This is a genomic window from Cohaesibacter marisflavi (genome assembly GCF_963665895.2).
In the GTDB taxonomy this organism is placed as follows: Bacteria; Pseudomonadota; Alphaproteobacteria; order Rhizobiales; family Cohaesibacteraceae; genus Cohaesibacter; species Cohaesibacter marisflavi.
In genome coordinates this window covers 4,243,876-4,263,026 of the sequence record NZ_OY762534.1, presented here as the reverse complement: position 1 = coordinate 4,263,026, position 19,151 = coordinate 4,243,876, and the positions used below count along the sequence as shown (strand labels likewise).

Genomic DNA, 19,151 nt, shown 5'->3' with positions numbered 1-19,151 from the left:
GGCACTCAGCACTAATTCCGCGACCATTCTAGGACAGAGTCTACAAGAACGGCGACATCAGAGGTCTAGCACCCATGGTAAATGTCCGGTTCCCGTCCTTCACAACCATCCCCATGAACTTTCTGCGACTGCGCCAGAGGACAACCACCGTGAATGCTATCCAGTGTTCGAGTTCTAGAATTCTATGCTTCTAGTTATCTGGGCGTGTCGCAAACTTTTGTCGTTAACCCAGCCTTGAGATTTTAACAGCGAGAAGATGCTTCGATTTGTTGAAGGAGCACCGTATGATTCTCAATTCCATTGCCGAAAAGCTTAAACGGAAATCGAGAGATGACTTCAAGGGCAGACAATTTGAGGCATGGCTGATCATTCAGGCGGTGTCCTGGTATCTACGTTACCCGTTGAGCTATCGGGATCTGGAAGAAATGTTCCTTGAGCGCGGCTTTGAAGTTGACCACAGTACAATCAACCGATGGATCCTGGCCTATGCTCCGCTCATCGAGAAACGGTTACGCCGGTTTCGAAAGCCCCACTGCGGATCAATCCGGATTGATGAAACCTATATCAAGGTTCGTGGGGTTTGGAAATATCTGTACCGGGCCATAGACAAGCACGGAAATCCAGTTGATTTCCTGCTTACAGCTAAGAGAGACCTTGGTGCAGCAAAGCGTTTCTTCAGCAAGATGCTCAAGGATGAACCGCTTTTGTCTCCGGGCAAGATCGGCACTGACGGCGCCAACACATTCCCCTCAACGATCAAACAATCGGTCGACAAAGGCTACCTCAGACCAGCCCCTGTCCATTATGTCACCAAGCATTTACAGCAGCGCATAGAAAGCGATCATTTCAGGGTAAAGAAGAATATGCCCAGGATCGGTGGTTTCCGATCCTTCCATACAGCACGGCGAACCATCGCTGGTTTCGAGGCCATGCTGTGGCTCAAGAAGGGCTTTGACTTCGCGGGGCAATGGACCGTTCGTGAACAGAATGATCTCATTGCTCTCCACTTCGGACTTCAAAAAGTTAACGAAGCATGAAGACGAGGCCGTTTCCGGCACAAACAAGGCCTGCATAAAACTTTGCGACGCGCCCTTCCTGCCATTTGGAGGTAATTTTGGTGCGTCTGACATTGTTCCTTGGCTCAAAGAGCAGGGGGTGAGGTTTCTTTCAAATGACCAAGCCAACAAAATGAATCATGATCAACTTTTTGACTTACTCGTCACCCACCTCTGCGTATGGAACACTGTGGATCCAATCCCTAAGATCTCAGGTGATCTAACACACTATTTGATTCCATTCTCATTCGAAGATCAGGAAGAAATTTCATTTAACGGACAAAAGCTCTCTGAGCTCATTGAAAGTAAAATTAATGAAACGCTTCGACCCAAGAAGTTCATCGCTTCATGTGATCCAAGACACTTAATAGCGGTAGAAATACCAACCTTCTCTTATGACATTGTATCAAGCCTCGCGCAAAACGGCGGTGCGAATACACATTTCATTATCTTCGATGAGGGGCAGGATTTTTGGGTGACACTATGCCCTGAGTTTCCGTTCATTGTTATTTCAAAAAGAGAACCTATCGAAAAAAGTGAACTATTTGGTAAAAATCATTCGTTTTGGACCGATTATTTTAACAAAAATATTTCACAAGCGGCTCGTCTTTGCTCTCCTGACTTCCTCGACATGTTGAAAACAACATATATTTCTCGTGTTTTGAGATTGACGTAATCCTGCACAAAGCCATCTATCTTGAAACAGAACGGTTCGGAGGATTGCAGAAATAAACTGCATAGCAGTACCAATACGAAGTTTCTCACCGGGGCTATCGCCCTCCAGCCCCTGAAACCATCATTCAGATGGAACAAAGGCCTGTAATGCACTAACATTCAAAACGGACCACTCAAATGGGGCTGATCAGACTGACCTATGACGAAACACCACTTTGAGAACACCGATTGTTTTATTAAGCATGGGTGCCGTATATCCAGTTGGGATGTCGTTGTCTCGTCAGGATGGGTTCCTTCGGACCTAATTAAACAATCTAAAATTCCAAACTACCCTTACTACATCAGTCCTCTGAATGGTTATGTGAATCACGTAATTTGGGGGGGAAGCTATTCACAAGAATCGTACTCAATTAATGGAAAAACCATAGAGGCTCATTTTGAAATCCTGTTCTCGAGACATCCTGCAAAACTTCTAATCTTTTCGCTGAATATTAATGACCAGCTTGTGGTGGAGATAGAAAAATTCTCTTTTCATCTTGCTAGTGAATTTCAGGAATGGGCAGGCTTTGTACAACAATTTGCAGTCATAGATATTCAAAACAAAATTCTCATGATGAGAAATGATGAACTCGAATACATTCTGTACGCCCGCAACCATTCATTAACCAAGCATCCATTCGAAGGAGTATCAGATAAAGATCTATGCAGATCATTCTCTGAAGATGCAGTCGATTTTGCAAATTCAGTAATAGATTGCACGCGTAAACCTCATCTTAAATCTGAGATATTTCCTTTTACTCTAGAAAAAATGTGAACATTTTCGATTTTAGTGCATTCAGAGAATATCCGCCAGCTCCTGGGTAGTGTCAAAGATTTTTCGCACTTTGGTTTTCAGGCCACGGCTCCCTGTGATTGATTTTGCTCTGCGAAGAGCGGTTCCATGTTCATGTATTTTCGCGTTGACCACTTGCTGGCTGCGATATGCCTGAGCCTGGCCGCAGCCAGGTTCAGGCATGACTGCCCGTCTGGAAATGCCCCCACCACACGCGTGCGGCGTCTGATCTCCTTCATGATCCGCTCGAGCGGATTGTTGGTGCGAATCTTGCGCCAATGACTATCCGGGAAGGCATAGTAGGTGAGTGTCTCCCCGATACTTTCCTCAATCAATTCTGCGGCTCGGACCATGCGTTTTGCACGAAGCTCTGCTACGACCGCGCCAGCCTTCTCTTGGGTGTCATACATGGTCCTGCTATTTCGACCAAATTTTAGCCTGAATAAGGTGGATCTGATTATCTGTTCAGGCAGCCAGTTTTGTTGTTCCATTCATCGTGTTGTAGGCCTCATTCGGGGTCAGAATACTATGGGAAGAATGGGGGCGTAGTTCGTTATAGTAGGAGATCCATTTTCCAATGCCAGCCCTTGCTTCTGATCCCGTCTCAAATGCATTGAGATAGATGCACTCGTATTTGATAGATCGCCAGAGCCGTTCGATCATCCGGTTATCGACCCAGCGCCCACGTCCGTCCATGGAGACCTTCACTCCGGCACCGGTCAACGTCTGAATCCAGTCGGAACTGGTAAACTGAGAGCCCTGATCGGAGTTCATGATCTCCGGTGGCCCATATTTGGTCAATGCCTCTTTCAAGGCATCAACACAGAAACTGGCTTCCATACTGTTGGAAAGCCGCCAAGATAGAATCTTCCGGCTGTACCAATCCATAATTGCCACCAGATACAGGAAGCCGTGCCGCATCGGAATATAGGTTAGGTCGACACACCACGCCTGATTGGGTTGCTCAATCGACAGATCCTTCAAAAGATACGGCCAGATCTTGTGCGCCGGGTTCTTCTTGCTGGTATTGGGCTCCTGATAGATTGGGACCAGCCTCATCAAGCGCATCAGGCGACGCACCCGATGTCGGACGCATTGGTGTCCATGACGCTTCATATGACGGGCCATCTGTCGCGAGCCATACCAAGGCGTCTCCAGAAACTGTTTGTCGATGATTTCCATGAACCGCAGATTCTCGGCACTTTCTCCGACCGATTGGTAGTAAAGGCTTGAACGTGTCAGAGACAAAAGTGTGCACGTCCGACGGACGCTGAGCTTGGGATGATCACGCTTCACCGCTTTTTGACTCCATTCACGCCCAGCAGAACAGAGGCTTCCGATAAAAAATCTCGTTCCACAACCAATTGGCCGATCTTGGCATGCAGCCGGGCAATCTCGGCATCATTACCCTGATGCTCGGTTTCCTTGCCCTTTGAAAAGCCTGACGCCATATTCTCAATCGCAGTTCGCTTCCAAGCGCTGATCATGTTGGGATGGACATCATACTTCTTCGACAGCTCTGAAAGCGTCAATTCTTCGCGGATTGCTTCAAGCGCAACCTTGGCCTTGAAGTCGGCAGAGTAGCGTTTTCTCTTCGTCATTTCGGATCGTCTTTCTGTTCAGGCGATCCACCTTAACACATGGTCCAAATTCCTGGGACCAGCTCTAACTTTGCGACAGGGCCAGCATTGTCCATGCTCTCAGTTTGTCTGGATGAATATATATTGGCTATAATATTCAATATTTTACCTATAAATCAGACGAATTCGGCGCTTCCATATATTTCTAGTATTGATAAATTGTTTGACAATATGGCAATATATCAATATTACATTGTTGTCGGTTCGATTTTGTCCGAACTCATGAGAATTTGGAGGATAATTATCATGAAGAAATTTTTGAGCTTTTCAGCGCGCCTGATGGGAGCAACTGCCTTGGCAGCTTGTCTGGGAGGGGCAGCAATGGCTGCGCAAACGTCCTTGACCATTGCGACGACCACGACCGCCGAATCCACAACCGGCGAACTGATCAAGCAGTTTGAAAATGATGTCCGCACCATGGGCAATGGTGACATTGATGTTGAAATTTTCTATTCGGGATCGCTCGTCAAATCGTCTGAAACCTTTGACGCTGTGCGCAACGGTGTTGCCAGCTGTGATATGACCAATGGCAGCTACCAGACAGGCAAGAACCCGGCCTTCCAGTTTGTTGCTGACGTTATGGGGGGCTATGACAACCCGCTTCAGTTCATGTCCTGGATTTATTATGGCGGTGGCAAGCAGGCCATCAACGAACTGTATAACAGCTACAACATGCAGTTTGTTGGCGCGTTCATGGGTGGGCAGGAATCGCTGGTATCTTCCCGTCCTCTGCGCGGTGTGAAAGACCTGGAAGGCTTCAAGTTCCGCTCTCCTCCGGGAATGGAATCCGAAATTTTCGCGTCTCTGGGCGCCAAGCCGGTCGTTATGGACTTCAACGAAATCTTTACGGCGCTTGAAACCAAGATCATTGATGGCGCTGACGCATCAACTCTGACCAACAACTATCGTTTGGGGTTGTATGATGTGGTCAAGGAAACAACCTATCCAGGCTTCCATTCCATGTCTGCCGACCATCTGGCCTGCAACAAGGATGTGTGGGATGCCATGCCAGAGGCCCATCGCCTGATTCTTGAGACGGCCATGCAAAAGCTGTCCATGAATCTGATGATGAAGACGCTTGTTCTGAATGGCGAGGCTGCTGCTAAGTCTCCAGCAGCAGGGGTCACTCTCCACAACTGGTCTGCAGAAGATCGCGCAACCTTCCGTGCCGCAGCAAAGGCGCGTTGGCTTGAATGGGCCAAGAAGACCCCGGAAACCGACAAGCTTGTGAAAAGCCACATTGAATTCCTGGAGCGCATCGGTCTTGGTGGGGAGAAGTAGTCTGTAGCTCTTTTCTTTCAGGTTGGCTTCCTGAGTTCAGGTTGGAAGCCAACCAACGTGGCCTGACGGTGTTTCTATCATGTCGGAATTTGCAATGTTGTGGTCTACAAATAAGCATTGTATTGATTTTCATCCAACTGTTCGGAGTTTATGCTGACTCGAACAAGATTGAAAATTACCGAAATGATGGCGAGGGAACATGTCCAAAGATCTTAAGCAGAAATTGACGATCAATCCGGCAGCTGCGCCTTTGCCACGTTATCGCGTTGTGGCTGACCAGATCGCGGAGCTTATTCGTCAGGGTGCACTTGAGCCAGGACAGAAAATGCCGCCAGACGTGGAATTGGTGGAACTGCTGCAGGTCAGTCGTCCCACCATTCGTGAGGCCATGATATCTCTGGAAATGATGGGGTATGTGGAAACTCGGTTTGGATATGGGGCCTTTGTTGCACAGCGATTGCCAACCAAGGGACTGGGGCTGATCGACGATTGTAGCTTTTCCGAGCTCGTCGAGGCACGCTACTGGTTTGAGGCTGATATTGCTGCTGTTGCAGCGTTGACGATTTCTGCGGAAGAGATCGCTGAATTGCGGGAAATTCTGCGGAAGATGAAAGAACCGGATCTGCCTGTCCAGGAGTTGGACACCTATGATGCGGATTTTCATTTGGGAATAGCTCAGGCAACGCAAAACAACATGTTCATATCCATCATGGATCTGATCTGGAGCGTTCGTGAACGGTTCCCAAACTGGGCTCGTATTCGGCGCCAGATTCTTGGTGTTAAAGAGAATATCGTGGCCATTCAGAAAGAGCATGATGTCATTCTGGAGGCGCTTGAAGCGCATGATCCTGTAGCCGCTCGCCGAGCCATGCAGTTTCATTGCAAGAATTTCGGGGTTCCCTTCCTTGAAGAAGGGTTGGAAGGAAAAAGTGCATCTGACAAGGATGACATTGTCCTTACAATCATGAACCGGTTGCGCTCTATGGAAGACTTGCAAAAGGAGTGATCGCAGCACCTGAAAACGAAACTTGTTTCGTTTCTGCGACCGTCCGTCATTGGCTGGCAACCCGATTCTTTCGGGTTTGCCAGTACCAAACAGGAGGAATGTGAGATGGAAAGCTCTCACAAGGACGTTAAGAAAAAACGGTCGCCGGTTGATTACCTATCTTCCCTTTTGGGAACCATCAGCATGTGGGGCGTGCCTGTTGTTGTCTGTGTGATCTTCTACGAAGTCACAATGCGTTATGTATTTGTCAGCCCCACATTATGGGCAAATGAGTTGTCTCTGTGGATTTGCGGAGCGGTCTATCTGCTGGCAGGTGTCTATGCCATGCGCAAGCGCTCTCACATCAGGATCACCGTGATCTATGATATTTCTCCGCGCTGGCTGCAGCATGTGTTTGATGTCATATCGGTGGTGCTTCTGGCCATCTATGTGATGGCGCTTGTCTGGGGCAGCTATACGGACGCCGTTCGCAAGCTGATTACCTGGGAAACCTTCGGAACCGCTTGGGATCCGCCGATTCCCGCGACGCTCAAGCCTTTGCTGTTGATTGCCTTTGTACTGATGCTGGTGCAAGCGATCTCCAACCTGATCATGGATTGGAAAGACGGCGAAGGCGAAAGCTGACTTTCGCCACTCTCCCACTCACTAACACTAAATTCTGAAGACCACTTCGGGCTACATCTCACTGTTCTTTTTGAAAGGGCAAAGGGTAGTCAACGGGAAAGCTGTGTCTTCACATCAAAGGAGCCAGAGCTATGGACGCGGGATTAATCTCGGCCGTATTGCTGATGGGAATGTTGTTTCTTCTCGCAATCGGTATGCCACTAGCATTTGCATCCGGTGTGCTCGCCGTCGCCGTCATGGCAATGAAATTTGGCGTTGGCATGCTTTTCAGCCACTTCGGCATGGGGCCTCTCAACATTCTGGCCCAGCGTATTTATGGAGTCCTGACCAACTATGCGCTGATTTCCGTGCCGCTTTTCATTTTCATGGCGCTCATGCTCGAGCGATCGGGCATCGCCAAGGATATGTATAGCAGTCTCAATATGTGGCTATCGCGAACCCGAGGCGGGATCGCTATCGTCACGTCCATCATGGCGATCGTGATGGCAGCCATGTCGGGCATTATCGGTGGGGAAGTGGTGTTGCTGGGTCTCATCGCACTGCCGCAGATGCTTCGCCTCGGCTATAACCAGAGCCTCGCCATCGGTACCATTTGCGCCAGTGGGACCCTTGGAACGATGATCCCCCCGTCTATCGTTCTGATCATGTATGGGTTGGTTACGGAGACGTCCATTCACTCGCTGTTCAAGGCAGCCTTCTTCCCGGGCTTCATGCTGGGTGGTTTCTACATCATTTACATCATCATCCGGACACGTCTCAATCCATCGCTGGCACCGCTGCCGGAAATGGATGAAGAGCAGCTTGCTGGACTTGAGAAAACCAAATGCTTTTTCACCTTGCTTGGCTGGATGGTGGCTGTCTGGGGTGCCGGACGTCTGGTCCATGGCGGGGCCATTGAAATCCAGAATGCCTTTGGCGGTTTGCGACCGGAAGAGTATCTGCCCTATTCCATGCAGGACCATCTGCTTTCCCTTGGGGCGTTGCTCATCGGCTGGTTGGGTACCCGCTTTGCCTTTGGCCAGACGATTGTCGCCGAAACATGGCGCATGTCAAAAGGACTCGTTGCTCCCTTCATTATCGTGGGCGTGGTTCTTGGGTCGATCTATGGGGGTATCACCGGCATTACCGAAGCCGCTGGCATGGGCTCGATCATCGTTCTGATCATTGTGGCTGTTCGCAGGGAGTTGACCTTCAAGCTGATCAAGCAGGCCGCAAGCCAGACCTTTGTTTCGACTGGCTCCATTTTGTCGATTACCATGGGCGCTACCGCTCTGGCGGGTGCCTATACCATGGCCGGTGGCCCGACTTACATCGCCAATCTGATCATCGGTGCGGACATGCCGACCTATGGTGTCCTGCTGATCATGATGGTGATCTTCCTGTTCCTGGGGGCCTTTATGGACTGGGTTGGCATCGTGCTGCTGGTTATGCCGGTCTTCCTGCCGATCATTGTCGAGCTGCCGCGTGCTGAGCTGGGGCTTCTTGGCCCGATGGTCGATCACGCAGCCCTCGTGCCGATCTGGTTTGGCGTGGTCTTTACGGTTGCGATGCAGGTTGCGTTCCTGTCGCCTCCGTTTGGTCCGGCCGCCTTCTTTCTCAAATCCGTTGCACCTCCTCACATCACCTTGCCCGACATTTTCAAAGGCTTCATCCCCTTTATCGGAATTCAGGTGCTGGTGTTGCTGCTGGTGCTCTTCTTCCCAGAGCTGACAATGGTCTTTCTCTAAATTCGCCAAACTGTTGGGCCGACCTGAATGCATCGGCCCGACAATCCGCCAACCGAGCGGTCTGTGTGTCTTTTTCTAATGAGGTATAAAATGGCAACCAAAATTACAAATGTCGTTGTACGCGATATCCGCTTCCCAACGTCACGCAATCTTGATGGCTCTGATGCCATGAATGCGATTTCCGATTACTCGGCAACCTATGTGACGCTCCAGACCGAGGGCGATCTGGAAGGCCATGGCCTGACATTCACCATCGGTCGCGGCAATGACCTGTGCGTTGTTGCGGCGCGCGAACTGGCAGAGATGTTCGTCATCGGCCAAAATCTTGAGGACATCACGGCTGATTTCGGCGCCTTCTGGCACAAGCTGGTGGCTGGCGACTGTCAGTTGCGCTGGGTTGGTCCTGAAAAAGGGCTGGTGCATCTGGCAACCGCTGCGCTCGTTAATGCCCTGTGGGACATGTGGGCCAAGTCTCAGGGCAAACCGGTCTGGAAGATGCTGGTCGATATGAGCCCGGAAGACTTGGTGCGCTGCGTTGACTTCACCTACATTTCCGACATTCTGACCCCTTATGAAGCCATTGGCCTTCTGCGCAAGGCACAGCCGGGCAAGGCAGCGCGTGAAGCGGAAATGCTGGAGAAAGGCTTCCCCGGATATACCACGGCTGCTGGTTGGCTTGGCTATTCGGAAGAAAAAATGCGCCGTTTGGCGCGTGAGGCCGTGGCTGATGGCTGGACCCATCTCAAGCAGAAAATCGGTGCGGATATCGAGCAGGATGTACGCCGTGCCCAGATCCTGCGCGAGGAACTGGGGTGGGATCGTCAGCTGATGATGGATGCCAACCAGAACTGGGATGTCGATCAGGCGGTTGAGAATATGCGGCGTCTGGCCGAGTTCAATCCGCTCTGGATTGAAGAACCAACCAGCCCCGACGACGTTCAGGGACATCGCGCCATCAAGGATCGCATCAGCCCAATTGGCATCGCAACCGGCGAGCATGCGCATAACCGGGTGATGTTCAAGCAGTTCTTCCAGGCTGGTGCCATGGACTTCTGCCAGCTTGATCCTGCCCGTCTTGGGGGGGTCAATGAGGTGTTGGCGGTTCTGTTGATGGCTGCGAAATTCGGCGTGCCGGTCTGCCCGCATGGTGGCGGGGTGGGGCTCTGCCAATATTCCCTCAACATTGTACTGTTTGACTATATCGCAGTGACCGGCAATCTTGAAAACCGGGTGCTCGAATATGTCGATCACCTGCATGAGAATTTCAAGGAACCTCTGACCGTGAAGCGCGGGCGCTATTATCCCAACCCGCTGCCCGGCTATGGCGCAACGATGAGGGCTGAATCGCTGGATCGATTTGAATTCCCGAACGGGGCCGAATGGGCTGAGGAAGCCAAATAGCCAAATCTGGCAGAAAAGGGTGGAGGGGCAAGCCTCTCCATCCTTCTAACCAACCGGGAAGGATCAACTGGAGATGCGCTAAAGCTCTAATTGGTTATTTGCAGCCGATACCAAGAGCGCTAGCCCGATGTCCTCATACGGAATTTCTCCCTCCCAGCTGGGGAGTCAACGCGTCGGAACGCTAGGGAAGAGCAGAGCCCTTCGAGCCGATGCGTTGACTTGATTTTGGGACGCTCAGTAGAGCTACCATCGTGTATCCATATTCATGGTGTAGAATTCGTACACCGAAACCTTTGTCACGGACACGCGTGGATCGTTGCAAAATCCTGTTGGGACCCCGGCTTTGGCTTTATTCAGTGAGAAGGTGCTTCGATCTATTATAGAAGAATCAAGGTCTCGAAAACGACCGATTCCGTCGGAAAAGTCGCAGATTTTGAGAAGGTATCTCGCGCAGTAAAGAGGTTTCTGATACCGCTTTACGTCGGGTATTGATACCAGTTATGCCATCTTGCGCAATTTCCGGACCGTTGCTGCGGTGTGGAATGCGTCTCTGGTTCCATTTGGTCTCTTGAGGTGTAACCGATCCTGCTTCATGGTACGAGAGGAAATAGAATGAACTGCCCATCAAGACCAAATCCCCTACTCTCAAAGGAATTAAAACAGGGCTTCATCAGAAAGCAAAGTCCATTTTTAAAACAGAATCGGCCTAGTTCGACCATTCAATAGATTTGATTTTACCGAGAAAACTCCCGCTTTTTAATACTGCTGAATGGGCTGTTTGGCATGCTGTCTACTGCCGCATGCAGCGCCCCAATGAAATGCTCTGCAACCGGGGAGTCCTACGACTTGCTTTACGAATGATGCCAACACGACGATGTAGCCACGGAGCATCAATCTGTTTGTAAACGAGACCGAGAGTGCTGCCTGAATCAACGGCTGATTGAATTGCCCCTAGAATTGTAGACATCTTGTCCCCTAAAAATGAGGCAAGGAGACTACGATGGCCCATACCCAATTCACTGAAGAGTTTAAGATTGAAGCAGTCAAGCAGATCACCGAGCGAGGGTACTCGGGCTCGTAGCAAAGTTTTATGCAGGCCTTGTTTGTGCCGGAAACGGCCTCGTCTTCATGCTTCGTTAACTTTTTGAAGTCCGAAGAGGAGAGCAATGAGATCATTCTGTTCACGAACGGTCCATTGCCCCGCGAAGTCAAAGCCCTTCTTGAGCCACAGCATGGCCTCGAAACCAGCGATGGTTCGCCGTGCTGTATGGAAGGATCGGAAACCACCGATCCTGGGCATATTCTTCTTTACCCTGAAATGATCGCTTTCTATGCGCTGCTGTAAATGCTTGGTGACATAATGGACAGGGGCTGGTCTGAGGTAGCCTTTGTCGACCGATTGTTTGATCGTTGAGGGGAATGTGTTGGCGCCGTCAGTGCCGATCTTGCCCGGAGACAAAAGCGGTTCATCCTTGAGCATCTTGCTGAAGAAACGCTTTGCTGCACCAAGGTCTCTCTTAGCTGTAAGCAGGAAATCAACTGGATTTCCGTGCTTGTCTATGGCCCTGTACAGATATTTCCAAACCCCACGAACCTTGATATAGGTTTCATCAATCCGGATTGATCCGCAGTGGGGCTTTCGAAACCGGCGTAACCGTTTCTCGATGAGCGGAGCATAGGCCAGGATCCATCGGTTGATTGTACTGTGGTCAACTTCAAAGCCGCGCTCAAGGAACATTTCTTCCAGATCCCGATAGCTCAACGGGTAACGTAGATACCAGGACACCGCCTGAATGATCAGCCATGCCTCAAATTGTCTGCCCTTGAAGTCATCTCTCGATTTCCGTTTAAGCTTTTCGGCAATGGCATTGAGAATCATACGGTGCTCCTTCAACAAATCGAAGCATCTTCTCGCTGTTAAAATCTCAAGGCTGGGTTAACGACAAAAGTTTGCGACACGCCCGTTCCAAACATTGATGGTCGTGGACCCGGAGTTTACGTCTATCCTGAAGATCTGCCATTCTTGAAGTGAAAACATGCATAGTTTAAATATCAAAGTAATGTGGGTGCCCAAAGAACTTGGAGGTCGCTCGTCGCAACCCGGTGAGGGAATGAAGTGTGGGTTTAGGTTGCAGAAAGAGATCGAGTTTTGGACAGAAAACTATACTGATATCATTATAGAAGAGTCCCAAACTGAAAAGCATACAGGATACTCAATCTTGAAGTGCTCTCTTATTTCAAGTATTACTCCTAAAAGATTACTAACTAGCGGTGCTCCAATCGAATTGTTGGACGGGCCAATAGTTATTGGTGTTGGGGTATTATTTTAACTTATATGGTAATCCCCTCATTTTTAATGGGGGGATTACCATATTATGACTATCTCAGCTTAGATGGAGCTATAGGTGAATCTGGTGTTTGGAGGATTTGAAAGTTGGCGGTGCATCTGATTGGATCGTCGTTGCTACGCGAATCCACCCAGAGCTGGCGAGAGGTTCTGCTGGGCCTTCAAAAGCATGGCCTCAAGGCACCGAAATTGGCCATCGGCGACGGAGCCATGGGATTCTGGGCGGCGCTGGAAGAGATATTTCCATCCACCCGTCAGCAACGCTGTTGGGTCCATAAAACGGTAAACGTGCTCAATTATCTGCCCAAGCGATCCCAGCCCAAGGCCAAGAAAATGCTGCATGATATTTGGCAGGCAGAGACCCGTGAGGATGCCAATCTCTCTTTTGACCTGTTCATCGAAAGCTATGAGGCCAAATACCCCAGGGCAGTTGAATGCTTGATCAAGGATCGCTCAGAACTCCTGACATTCTTCGACTTTCCCGCTCAGCATTGGCAGAGTATCCGCACATCAAATCCGATTGAGAGCGCTTTTGCCACCATCCGCCATCGCACCAAGCGAACAAAGGGAAGCCTGAGCAGAGAAGGTATGCTGCATATGATGTTCAAACTCGGCCAATGCGCCGAGAAAAACTGGCGAAAGCTTCGTGGCTTCGCTCATCTCGCTGACGTCATTGAAGGCGTCGACTTCGTCAACGGCATCAAGCCGTCAAACCAACAAAAGGCCGCTGCTTGAAAAGCTTCAAACACCAGAATTGACAATAGCTCGGCTGCGAGGCTTATACAGCGAAATTTAAAAGGGCTGACTAATGGCCCTGTTTCTGTACCAGTACCTAGAGGTTTCAAAGCTAGGATCATTAATCCAAATGGCTCCTATAGCACTCCTCGGTCGATCAGATTGGTGCCAGGTGGGAAAGGCGTAAAAACATCATATCCGGAGCCATGAAATGTGGTATTCAAAACAAGATGCACAAACTTATCTAAATCAAGCACTAGCTCTTTCAGCCACAGGAAGAGAGCAAGACTGGGAAATAGAGCTTTCGGATCCCAACCGAGTGGCCGAGTTTGTGGAGTTCTACAACGACCACGACTTGTCGAAAGATCAAAAACAAACGTTAATGTCTCTCATCATTGCCTCATTTGAGGATGCAATGCATCAGAATATTTTTGACAATACTTCGTGGCAACTAGCCCGAAAAATAATCATGGAAGAATTTAAATTGCATCAAGACGTGATCAAGGAGTGGTTAGGAGAAGAAAGCAATGAGTTCTTAATCTCGGAACACCTGCGAGATTGTTGGTAAGAAGATCTCGGTATTACTAGTGTTTTCTTCAGATGTAAGGCTAAACAAAAACTCATCCGTCGTTTTGAAAAGCTAATCGGAGGTGTGTGATTTGCTATTGCGGACGTTGGAAAACTCTGCAGCATGGGTCAATCTGGGCTCGAAGCGGCCTGGTGCGGTGCACTATCAATCGGAAAGATCATACAGGCTCAATTTTTCATTCTCATCCCTCTAAAGCGATCTGCAACTAGTCTACATGCTGCAGCACTCCCATACATCCGACATTTCTCCACGTATGACAACCGCGGGAGGATAACGTACAATATTTTTCGCACATTTGCTTTTGAGCCCGTTTCCTTCAAGAGACTTGTGTTGTTCGAAAGATGGTCACAGAATGGGCCTGTCTCGAATGCAGCTAAAAGGCCGGCTTAGCGATAAGGTTCTCTCAACATGACCACACAATTCGATCCCAACAGTCACATTATATCTGCAAGGGCATTTGCAACGAACCTTGGTATAACGCAAACAAAATTGGCTAAGTTGACCGGTATTAATCGACGTTCTTTTTATAGGCAATCAGGTTTGCGCAAGCTGAATGAAGCAGTTCGCCCATTAATGAGCATCCTCAACCTAGCAAGCGAGATGACAGGATCAGATCAGCGTGCGGCTCTTTGGTTTAAACATCAACCAATTCCTGGCTGGGCCGGAAAAACTGCGTTTGATTTGGTGTCGGAGCGCAAAACTGACAGAGTTCTTGCTTATTTGAGGTCGGTCCAATCTGGTGTCTATTCATAAGCGCATCTGGAATGCTCAAATTGGCATGATCCTGACCAGTTCTCATTGCGGCCCATGGAAGATGCGGCCCAAAGGTTACATTCGTGAGCCGATCTACGCGGCAAGCCCGCTTCCCCATTGCTGTCATTTGAATGAAGCGCAGCATTCTCAGCCATCAGACGACGGATGAGCGGACATTTGCTTCCTCTGCATCTTCCTTCGATTTCCATTGCGTCATAAGATGTGAGTATCAACTGGGAAGTTCGTCGATCTTTTCCAGCGAAGCAAGATCGTTGTCCCAATTTGCGCGCATCGAAAAGCAAATATGCGCGTTTGGTCGCAGGCTGACTGGGGAGTCAAGTGATCCTACGGGTACTACGAGTATATCACCGTTGCTTTGATAGAACGGCAATGCGGAGCCGCATATCGTGCAGAAACACTTCGTGTGCCGTGTTCTTGGAAGCTTAAATACTTTGACATTTTCCTGACCTAACAGCCAGGTGATCGATGAAGAGGAAGAAAACAAGTTTGCCGAATAAGTAGAATCGCTATCCTTTCGGCATCGTGAGCAGTGATAAAGAAAAAATCTCTCGGGGTCGCCCGAGATGCGAAACTTCACAGCGTCACATAGGCACCCGCCTATTGTGTGTTGAGAGCTGGTCCGAATTCTTAGGACCAGCTCAAATATCGCCTAACCGCAATCCTCGTCCCTAGACGAGGTTACCCCCGATAGCGCAGAGCATTCAGGACGGCCTGGAACGCGGGCGATGCTTGACGCCGGTTCGGATAGTAAAGGTGAAACCCGTCCCAAGTGGGACAAAACGTTTCCAAAACCTGAATGAGCTTTCCGGACGCAATTCCTTTCTGAGCGATCTCGTCCGGTACGTAGGAAAGTCCAAATCCGGCTTCCGCCGCTTTTAAACAATCGAAAACGTTATTGAAAGCCAACTGCCCATCAACGCGCACGCGCAGTTCACGTTCTTCTTCCTTGAACTGCCACGCAAAATGGATACCGCTTGACTGAAGCAGAAAGTTGACACAAGGGATCTGGTCCAGCTCACGAGGATGTGATGGAGTCGGATAAACATCCAGCAATGCAGGTGAGCCAACCACAATATAGCGCAAATCTGGGCCAATTCGAGCGGAGATCATGTCTTTGGCTAGATGCTCCCCGCGTCGCACGCCTGCATCATAGCCCTCGGTTACGATTTCGTTCAGACCATTGTCCTGCGTGATCTCAACTTTAATGTCGGGATGCGTTTTCAAGAAAGGTGCCAGTTTAGGCCAAAGCACATGGCTTATTCCATATTCTGATGAAACAATTCGGACTGTGCCCGCAGGCATATCGCGCAACATACCAAGTGCTTCAATCTCAGCGTCAATTGCTTCCAGATGCGGAGTTACGCCGTTAAGCAGACGCTGGCCGGCTTCTGTCGGTGCTACGGCTCGTGTAGTGCGAGTGAGAAGACGCACACCGAGACGTTCCTCAAGTTGCCGGATCGTGTGGCTCAATGCCGACTGTGTTAAGCCAAGTCCCGCCGCAGCGCGCGTGAAGCTTCGCTCTTTCGCTACAGCAACAAAAGCGCGCAGATCATTCACATTTTCTCTTGGCATAAGAAATCATCCATGAGCAAATTTAATTAAATTAATATAACTATGCCACCTAATCTCTCAATAAACCAGTACTTATAATGAGAAAAAAGCCCAAACAGCTTAAGGGTCAATTGCTGCTGGCAGATATAAAAGGATAGAACAAGATGGCGAATATACTGATCACTGGTAGCACGCAGGGCGTAGGCCTCAATGCAGCAAAGCTCCTTCTTGACGAAGGGCACGGCGTCATTCTGCATGCGCGAAACGCTAACCGCGCCGAAAGCTTTGGTGATCTCGCCGGAGGAGCAAAGGGGGTCGTCATTGGTGACCTGTCTTTGATGGCGGACGTTCGCAGGATCGTTGATCAAGCAGCATCTTTCAGCCCCATAGACGCGGTAATTCACAATGCGGGTATCCTTGGCGGATCATGTCGTAAGGAAACCACGGAAGGACATTTACAAGTCCTCGCAGTCAACGCTTTGGCTCCCTATCTATTATCAAAGCTTTTGCCTGCAGCGCGTCATATCTTTACCGGCAGTAGCATGCATTTCGGCCACAACAAAATACTGGAAGACCTTGAGTGGCGTAGCCGCCGCTGGTCGGGATCGCAGGCCTACGGCGAGAGTAAATTGAGCGTCACAACGCTCTCTGCAGCGCTTGCCCGACTTTGTCCCAATATAGTTTATCAAACGGTTGACCCAGGATGGGTTCCTACGCGAATGGGAGGGGCATCAGCTTCAGACCCACTAGAATTGGCACACGTCACCCAATGTTGGCTAGCAACGTCCAATGACGCCATTACACTGCAGTCGGGACAATATTGGCATCACATGAAACCACGAGCCCCGGACGCCAAGGTGAGAAATCAGGAGTTTCAGAATACTCTGCTAAAACACTTGGCCCGGCTAAGTGGGTTGGTTAACTGAATCCTAAAACGCCCTTTGATCTTAAACGCTGATACGATTGCAGAGGGCAGCTAAAATGAATTGTCGAATGGCCACTTGAGCCTGCAGCATCAGAAATCGCACATTTACGGCGAACGACCGCTCCCCGCCCTTCACAGCAATCCCATCATTCTACGATGCCGGAGGAAGCAACCACATCGATAGGGGCTACATATGTGAAGTCTCTGGGCACAAGCTTTCTATAAACCTACTATTCTATATTTCTATATTTCTATATTTCTATATTTCTATGCAGACAAATAGCTGGCCCAGCCACAATTCCAGACCAGATGGACCAGAATTATCAGTTTGCCCCCCAGGGCCATTCAAAAAAATTTAAATAAAATTCGCTTTTGCGTTTTAATCCTGAAAAAACCGAGTCCATTTCCATTCCATTTCTCATTCTCAACGAAAAATGGAAGGAATAGCCGATGCCCTATATAATCTCTGTTGTTTCCCAGAAGGGAGGGGTCGGCAAAAGCACGATTGCCCGCATGATCGCGGTCGAATTTGCATTGATGGATGGTTGCAGCTGGAAAGGGCTGCTTGCCGATCTGGATCCATCGCAAGCAACCGCCTTTAGATGGTCTCAATGGCGCGAGCAAAATGCCAGTAAGCCAGATATCGTTGCCAGACCATACGCCAGCCCCGAACAGGTGTTGGCGGATGCAGGCAACTATAACATCGTTATCGTCGATGGTGCCCCCAATGCATCCCGCGACACGCTACGCGTTGCTCAGGCTGCGGATGTTGTCATCATCCCAACTGGCACATCGCGCGACGACCTTATCCCGACTATTCAACTGGCCAATGAGCTCGAGAAAAATGGCATATCGCGCCGAATTATCGTCTTCGGCCTGAACCGCGTCGGCACCAGTGAGCTGGAAAACTCAGAAGCCAGAAACTATCTCGAACAGACTGGTTATCGCGTGGCATCAGGTGAACTGCGCGACATGGTGACCTACCGTCGGGCAAGCGATAGTGGCCGGGCTGTAACGGAAACATGGCTCGGAGAGCTCAATAATCGCGCCCGTGTATTCTTCCAATCGCTAATGAAAGAGCTTTGTGACGCCAATCAGGAACAAGCAGGAGAACTGTGATGAAGCTCAAAAAGCCCAGTATCGACAATCCAAACCGTAAAGGCAGCCCCGACAAAGACCTTGAGGTTGCAACGACAAACAATCTGGCCAAGCGCCCAAGGGGCGCGAAGAGACAGCTCAATATAGCTGTTTCGGAAGAAACCTTACGGGAATTCAGAATCTACAGCGCGGTACATGGCATAACCAAAAGCCAACTCTGGAATTTGGTTTGGAAAGAATGGCGAGCAAGAAATCCATAACCCCCACCACCCAAATTGGGTGCAATGATAAACAAGAATTGATCGAGGCTATATCAAATCAGCCTCGGTCCAGCGCATCAAATTTTATCGGCCAACAATCCGTAAAGTAGCTTCTTAAATTTTTTTTGAATTCAATTTTTATTTTCTTAAAAAGGAAATCACTTCCCTGAAGAGAGACCGACAAATCTTCGGCACCTGTTTTTTTAAATTCAGTCGAACAGATTTTGGCCTCTCCGTAACATCGTTTATTCAGGAGAAGTTTTATGAATTCCTCCCATCGGGGCCATCGCAACCAAGATGGTCATAATCCATACGCCAAAAGATATCTGCCAGTTGGACACTCCCCCAACATCACCTGACCAATTGGAGCAGACACCCACGCCAGAAAGCGAGATCAAACACGATTCCAACAGGATCCGTGCAGATTATATCTCACCTTAAACTCAGCCGCCCTTCATCGCTTAAGACCTATCCAGCATATCCCTCAACCACAAAAATCCGTGCGAGGGAATTATGAGCCAAAATCAGGAAGCAAGGACACCCGTGGATGACAACACGGAGCCTTGCGATGAGAGGTCTGCCTCCCCTTCGAACCTCACCGACAGCGCACCTGAAAATCACCTTACCAAGG

18 protein-coding genes and 1 pseudogene are annotated in these 19,151 nt (G+C 49.5%); 14 read left to right on the top strand and 5 right to left on the bottom strand.

Annotation, left to right across the window (positions count from 1 at the left end; genetic code table 11):
- Positions 1-284 precede the first annotated feature (284 nt).
- The 3 genes from ACKPCT_RS20005 (at position 285) to ACKPCT_RS19995 (ending at position 2,544) form a co-directional block, all read left to right on the top strand.
- Entirely contained in the window at positions 285-1,037 is a 753-nt protein-coding gene (locus tag ACKPCT_RS20005) for an IS6 family transposase (RefSeq protein WP_319567775.1), read from the top strand.
- Positions 979-1,731: a hypothetical protein gene (locus ACKPCT_RS20000; RefSeq protein ID WP_319567774.1), complete on the top strand. Its 753-nt coding sequence runs from the start codon at positions 979-981 to the stop codon at positions 1,729-1,731. Before ACKPCT_RS20005 ends, ACKPCT_RS20000 begins: the two co-directional genes overlap by 59 nt.
- Before the next feature lie 360 nt (positions 1,732-2,091).
- On the top strand, positions 2,092-2,544 hold the full coding sequence (locus tag ACKPCT_RS19995) for a hypothetical protein (RefSeq protein WP_319567773.1): 453 nt from the start codon (positions 2,092-2,094) through the stop codon (positions 2,542-2,544).
- A 77-nt stretch (positions 2,545-2,621) separates the two neighbouring features.
- Here ACKPCT_RS19995 and ACKPCT_RS19990 read toward each other — a convergent pair whose 3' ends face one another.
- Together ACKPCT_RS19990 and ACKPCT_RS19985 are read right to left on the bottom strand one after the other, a co-directional pair.
- Entirely contained in the window at positions 2,622-2,972 is a 351-nt protein-coding gene (locus tag ACKPCT_RS19990; RefSeq protein WP_407652443.1) for a transposase, read from the bottom strand.
- A gap of 55 nt (positions 2,973-3,027) precedes the next feature.
- Positions 3,028-4,163 (bottom strand): IS3 family transposase gene (locus tag ACKPCT_RS19985; RefSeq protein ID WP_407652442.1). Its coding sequence is split into 2 segments (ribosomal slippage): positions 3,028-3,872 and positions 3,872-4,163, totalling 1,137 coding nucleotides; the frame shifts between segments, so codons are not numbered across the junction.
- A gap of 285 nt (positions 4,164-4,448) precedes the next feature.
- Here ACKPCT_RS19985 and ACKPCT_RS19980 point away from each other — a divergent pair.
- The 5 genes from ACKPCT_RS19980 (at position 4,449) to ACKPCT_RS19960 (ending at position 10,241) form a co-directional block, all read left to right on the top strand.
- On the top strand, positions 4,449-5,483 hold the full coding sequence (locus ACKPCT_RS19980) for a TRAP transporter substrate-binding protein (protein WP_319567771.1): 1,035 nt from the start codon (positions 4,449-4,451) through the stop codon (positions 5,481-5,483).
- A 199-nt stretch (positions 5,484-5,682) separates the two neighbouring features.
- Positions 5,683-6,489 (top strand): FadR/GntR family transcriptional regulator, encoded by an 807-nt coding sequence (locus ACKPCT_RS19975; protein ID WP_319567770.1) that lies wholly within the window; start codon positions 5,683-5,685, stop codon positions 6,487-6,489.
- 105 nt (positions 6,490-6,594) lie between these two features.
- Entirely contained in the window at positions 6,595-7,113 is a 519-nt protein-coding gene (locus ACKPCT_RS19970; protein WP_319567769.1) for a TRAP transporter small permease subunit, read from the top strand.
- A gap of 131 nt (positions 7,114-7,244) precedes the next feature.
- Positions 7,245-8,840 carry a TRAP transporter large permease gene (locus ACKPCT_RS19965; protein WP_319514951.1) on the top strand — a complete coding sequence of 532 codons (1,596 nt, stop codon included), beginning with the start codon at positions 7,245-7,247 and terminating at the stop codon, positions 8,838-8,840.
- Between the two features lie 90 nt (positions 8,841-8,930).
- Positions 8,931-10,241: an enolase C-terminal domain-like protein gene (locus tag ACKPCT_RS19960; RefSeq protein WP_319567768.1), complete on the top strand. Its 1,311-nt coding sequence runs from the start codon at positions 8,931-8,933 to the stop codon at positions 10,239-10,241.
- 1,126 nt (positions 10,242-11,367) lie between these two features.
- Here the strand turns inward: ACKPCT_RS19960 and ACKPCT_RS19955 are convergent.
- Complete coding sequence (locus ACKPCT_RS19955; RefSeq protein WP_319567767.1) at positions 11,368-12,120, bottom strand: IS6 family transposase; 753 nt, start codon at positions 12,118-12,120, stop codon at positions 11,368-11,370.
- Between the two features lie 585 nt (positions 12,121-12,705).
- On the opposite strand from ACKPCT_RS19955, the pseudogene ACKPCT_RS19950 reads away from it, so the two are divergent.
- From ACKPCT_RS19950 to ACKPCT_RS19940, 3 genes and pseudogenes are all read left to right on the top strand, one after another.
- Positions 12,706-13,323, top strand: a pseudogene (locus tag ACKPCT_RS19950) (IS256 family transposase); the annotation flags it as partial.
- 211 nt (positions 13,324-13,534) lie between these two features.
- Positions 13,535-13,891 (top strand): hypothetical protein, encoded by a 357-nt coding sequence (locus ACKPCT_RS19945; protein WP_319567766.1) that lies wholly within the window; start codon positions 13,535-13,537, stop codon positions 13,889-13,891.
- A 429-nt stretch (positions 13,892-14,320) separates the two neighbouring features.
- On the top strand, positions 14,321-14,665 hold the full coding sequence (locus ACKPCT_RS19940; protein ID WP_319567765.1) for an MbcA/ParS/Xre antitoxin family protein: 345 nt from the start codon (positions 14,321-14,323) through the stop codon (positions 14,663-14,665).
- 229 nt (positions 14,666-14,894) lie between these two features.
- Here ACKPCT_RS19940 and ACKPCT_RS19935 read toward each other — a convergent pair whose 3' ends face one another.
- Positions 14,895-15,263, bottom strand: a complete 369-nt coding sequence (locus tag ACKPCT_RS19935; RefSeq protein ID WP_319567764.1) for a GFA family protein — start codon at positions 15,261-15,263, stop codon at positions 14,895-14,897.
- A 101-nt stretch (positions 15,264-15,364) separates the two neighbouring features.
- A complete protein-coding gene (locus tag ACKPCT_RS19930; RefSeq protein ID WP_319567763.1) occupies positions 15,365-16,258 on the bottom strand; it encodes a LysR family transcriptional regulator in 894 nt (297 codons plus the stop codon).
- A gap of 143 nt (positions 16,259-16,401) precedes the next feature.
- On the opposite strand from ACKPCT_RS19930, the gene ACKPCT_RS19925 reads away from it, so the two are divergent.
- The 3 genes from ACKPCT_RS19925 (at position 16,402) to ACKPCT_RS19915 (ending at position 18,520) form a co-directional block, all read left to right on the top strand.
- Entirely contained in the window at positions 16,402-17,163 is a 762-nt protein-coding gene (locus ACKPCT_RS19925) for an SDR family NAD(P)-dependent oxidoreductase (RefSeq protein ID WP_090075656.1), read from the top strand.
- A 449-nt stretch (positions 17,164-17,612) separates the two neighbouring features.
- Positions 17,613-18,281, top strand: coding sequence for a ParA family protein (locus ACKPCT_RS19920; protein WP_319567762.1), 669 nt, complete (start codon positions 17,613-17,615; stop codon positions 18,279-18,281).
- On the top strand, positions 18,281-18,520 hold the full coding sequence (locus ACKPCT_RS19915) for a hypothetical protein (protein ID WP_319567761.1): 240 nt from the start codon (positions 18,281-18,283) through the stop codon (positions 18,518-18,520). The genes ACKPCT_RS19920 and ACKPCT_RS19915 overlap by 1 nt, the downstream gene beginning before the upstream one ends.
- Positions 18,521-19,151: the final 631 nt, after the last annotated feature.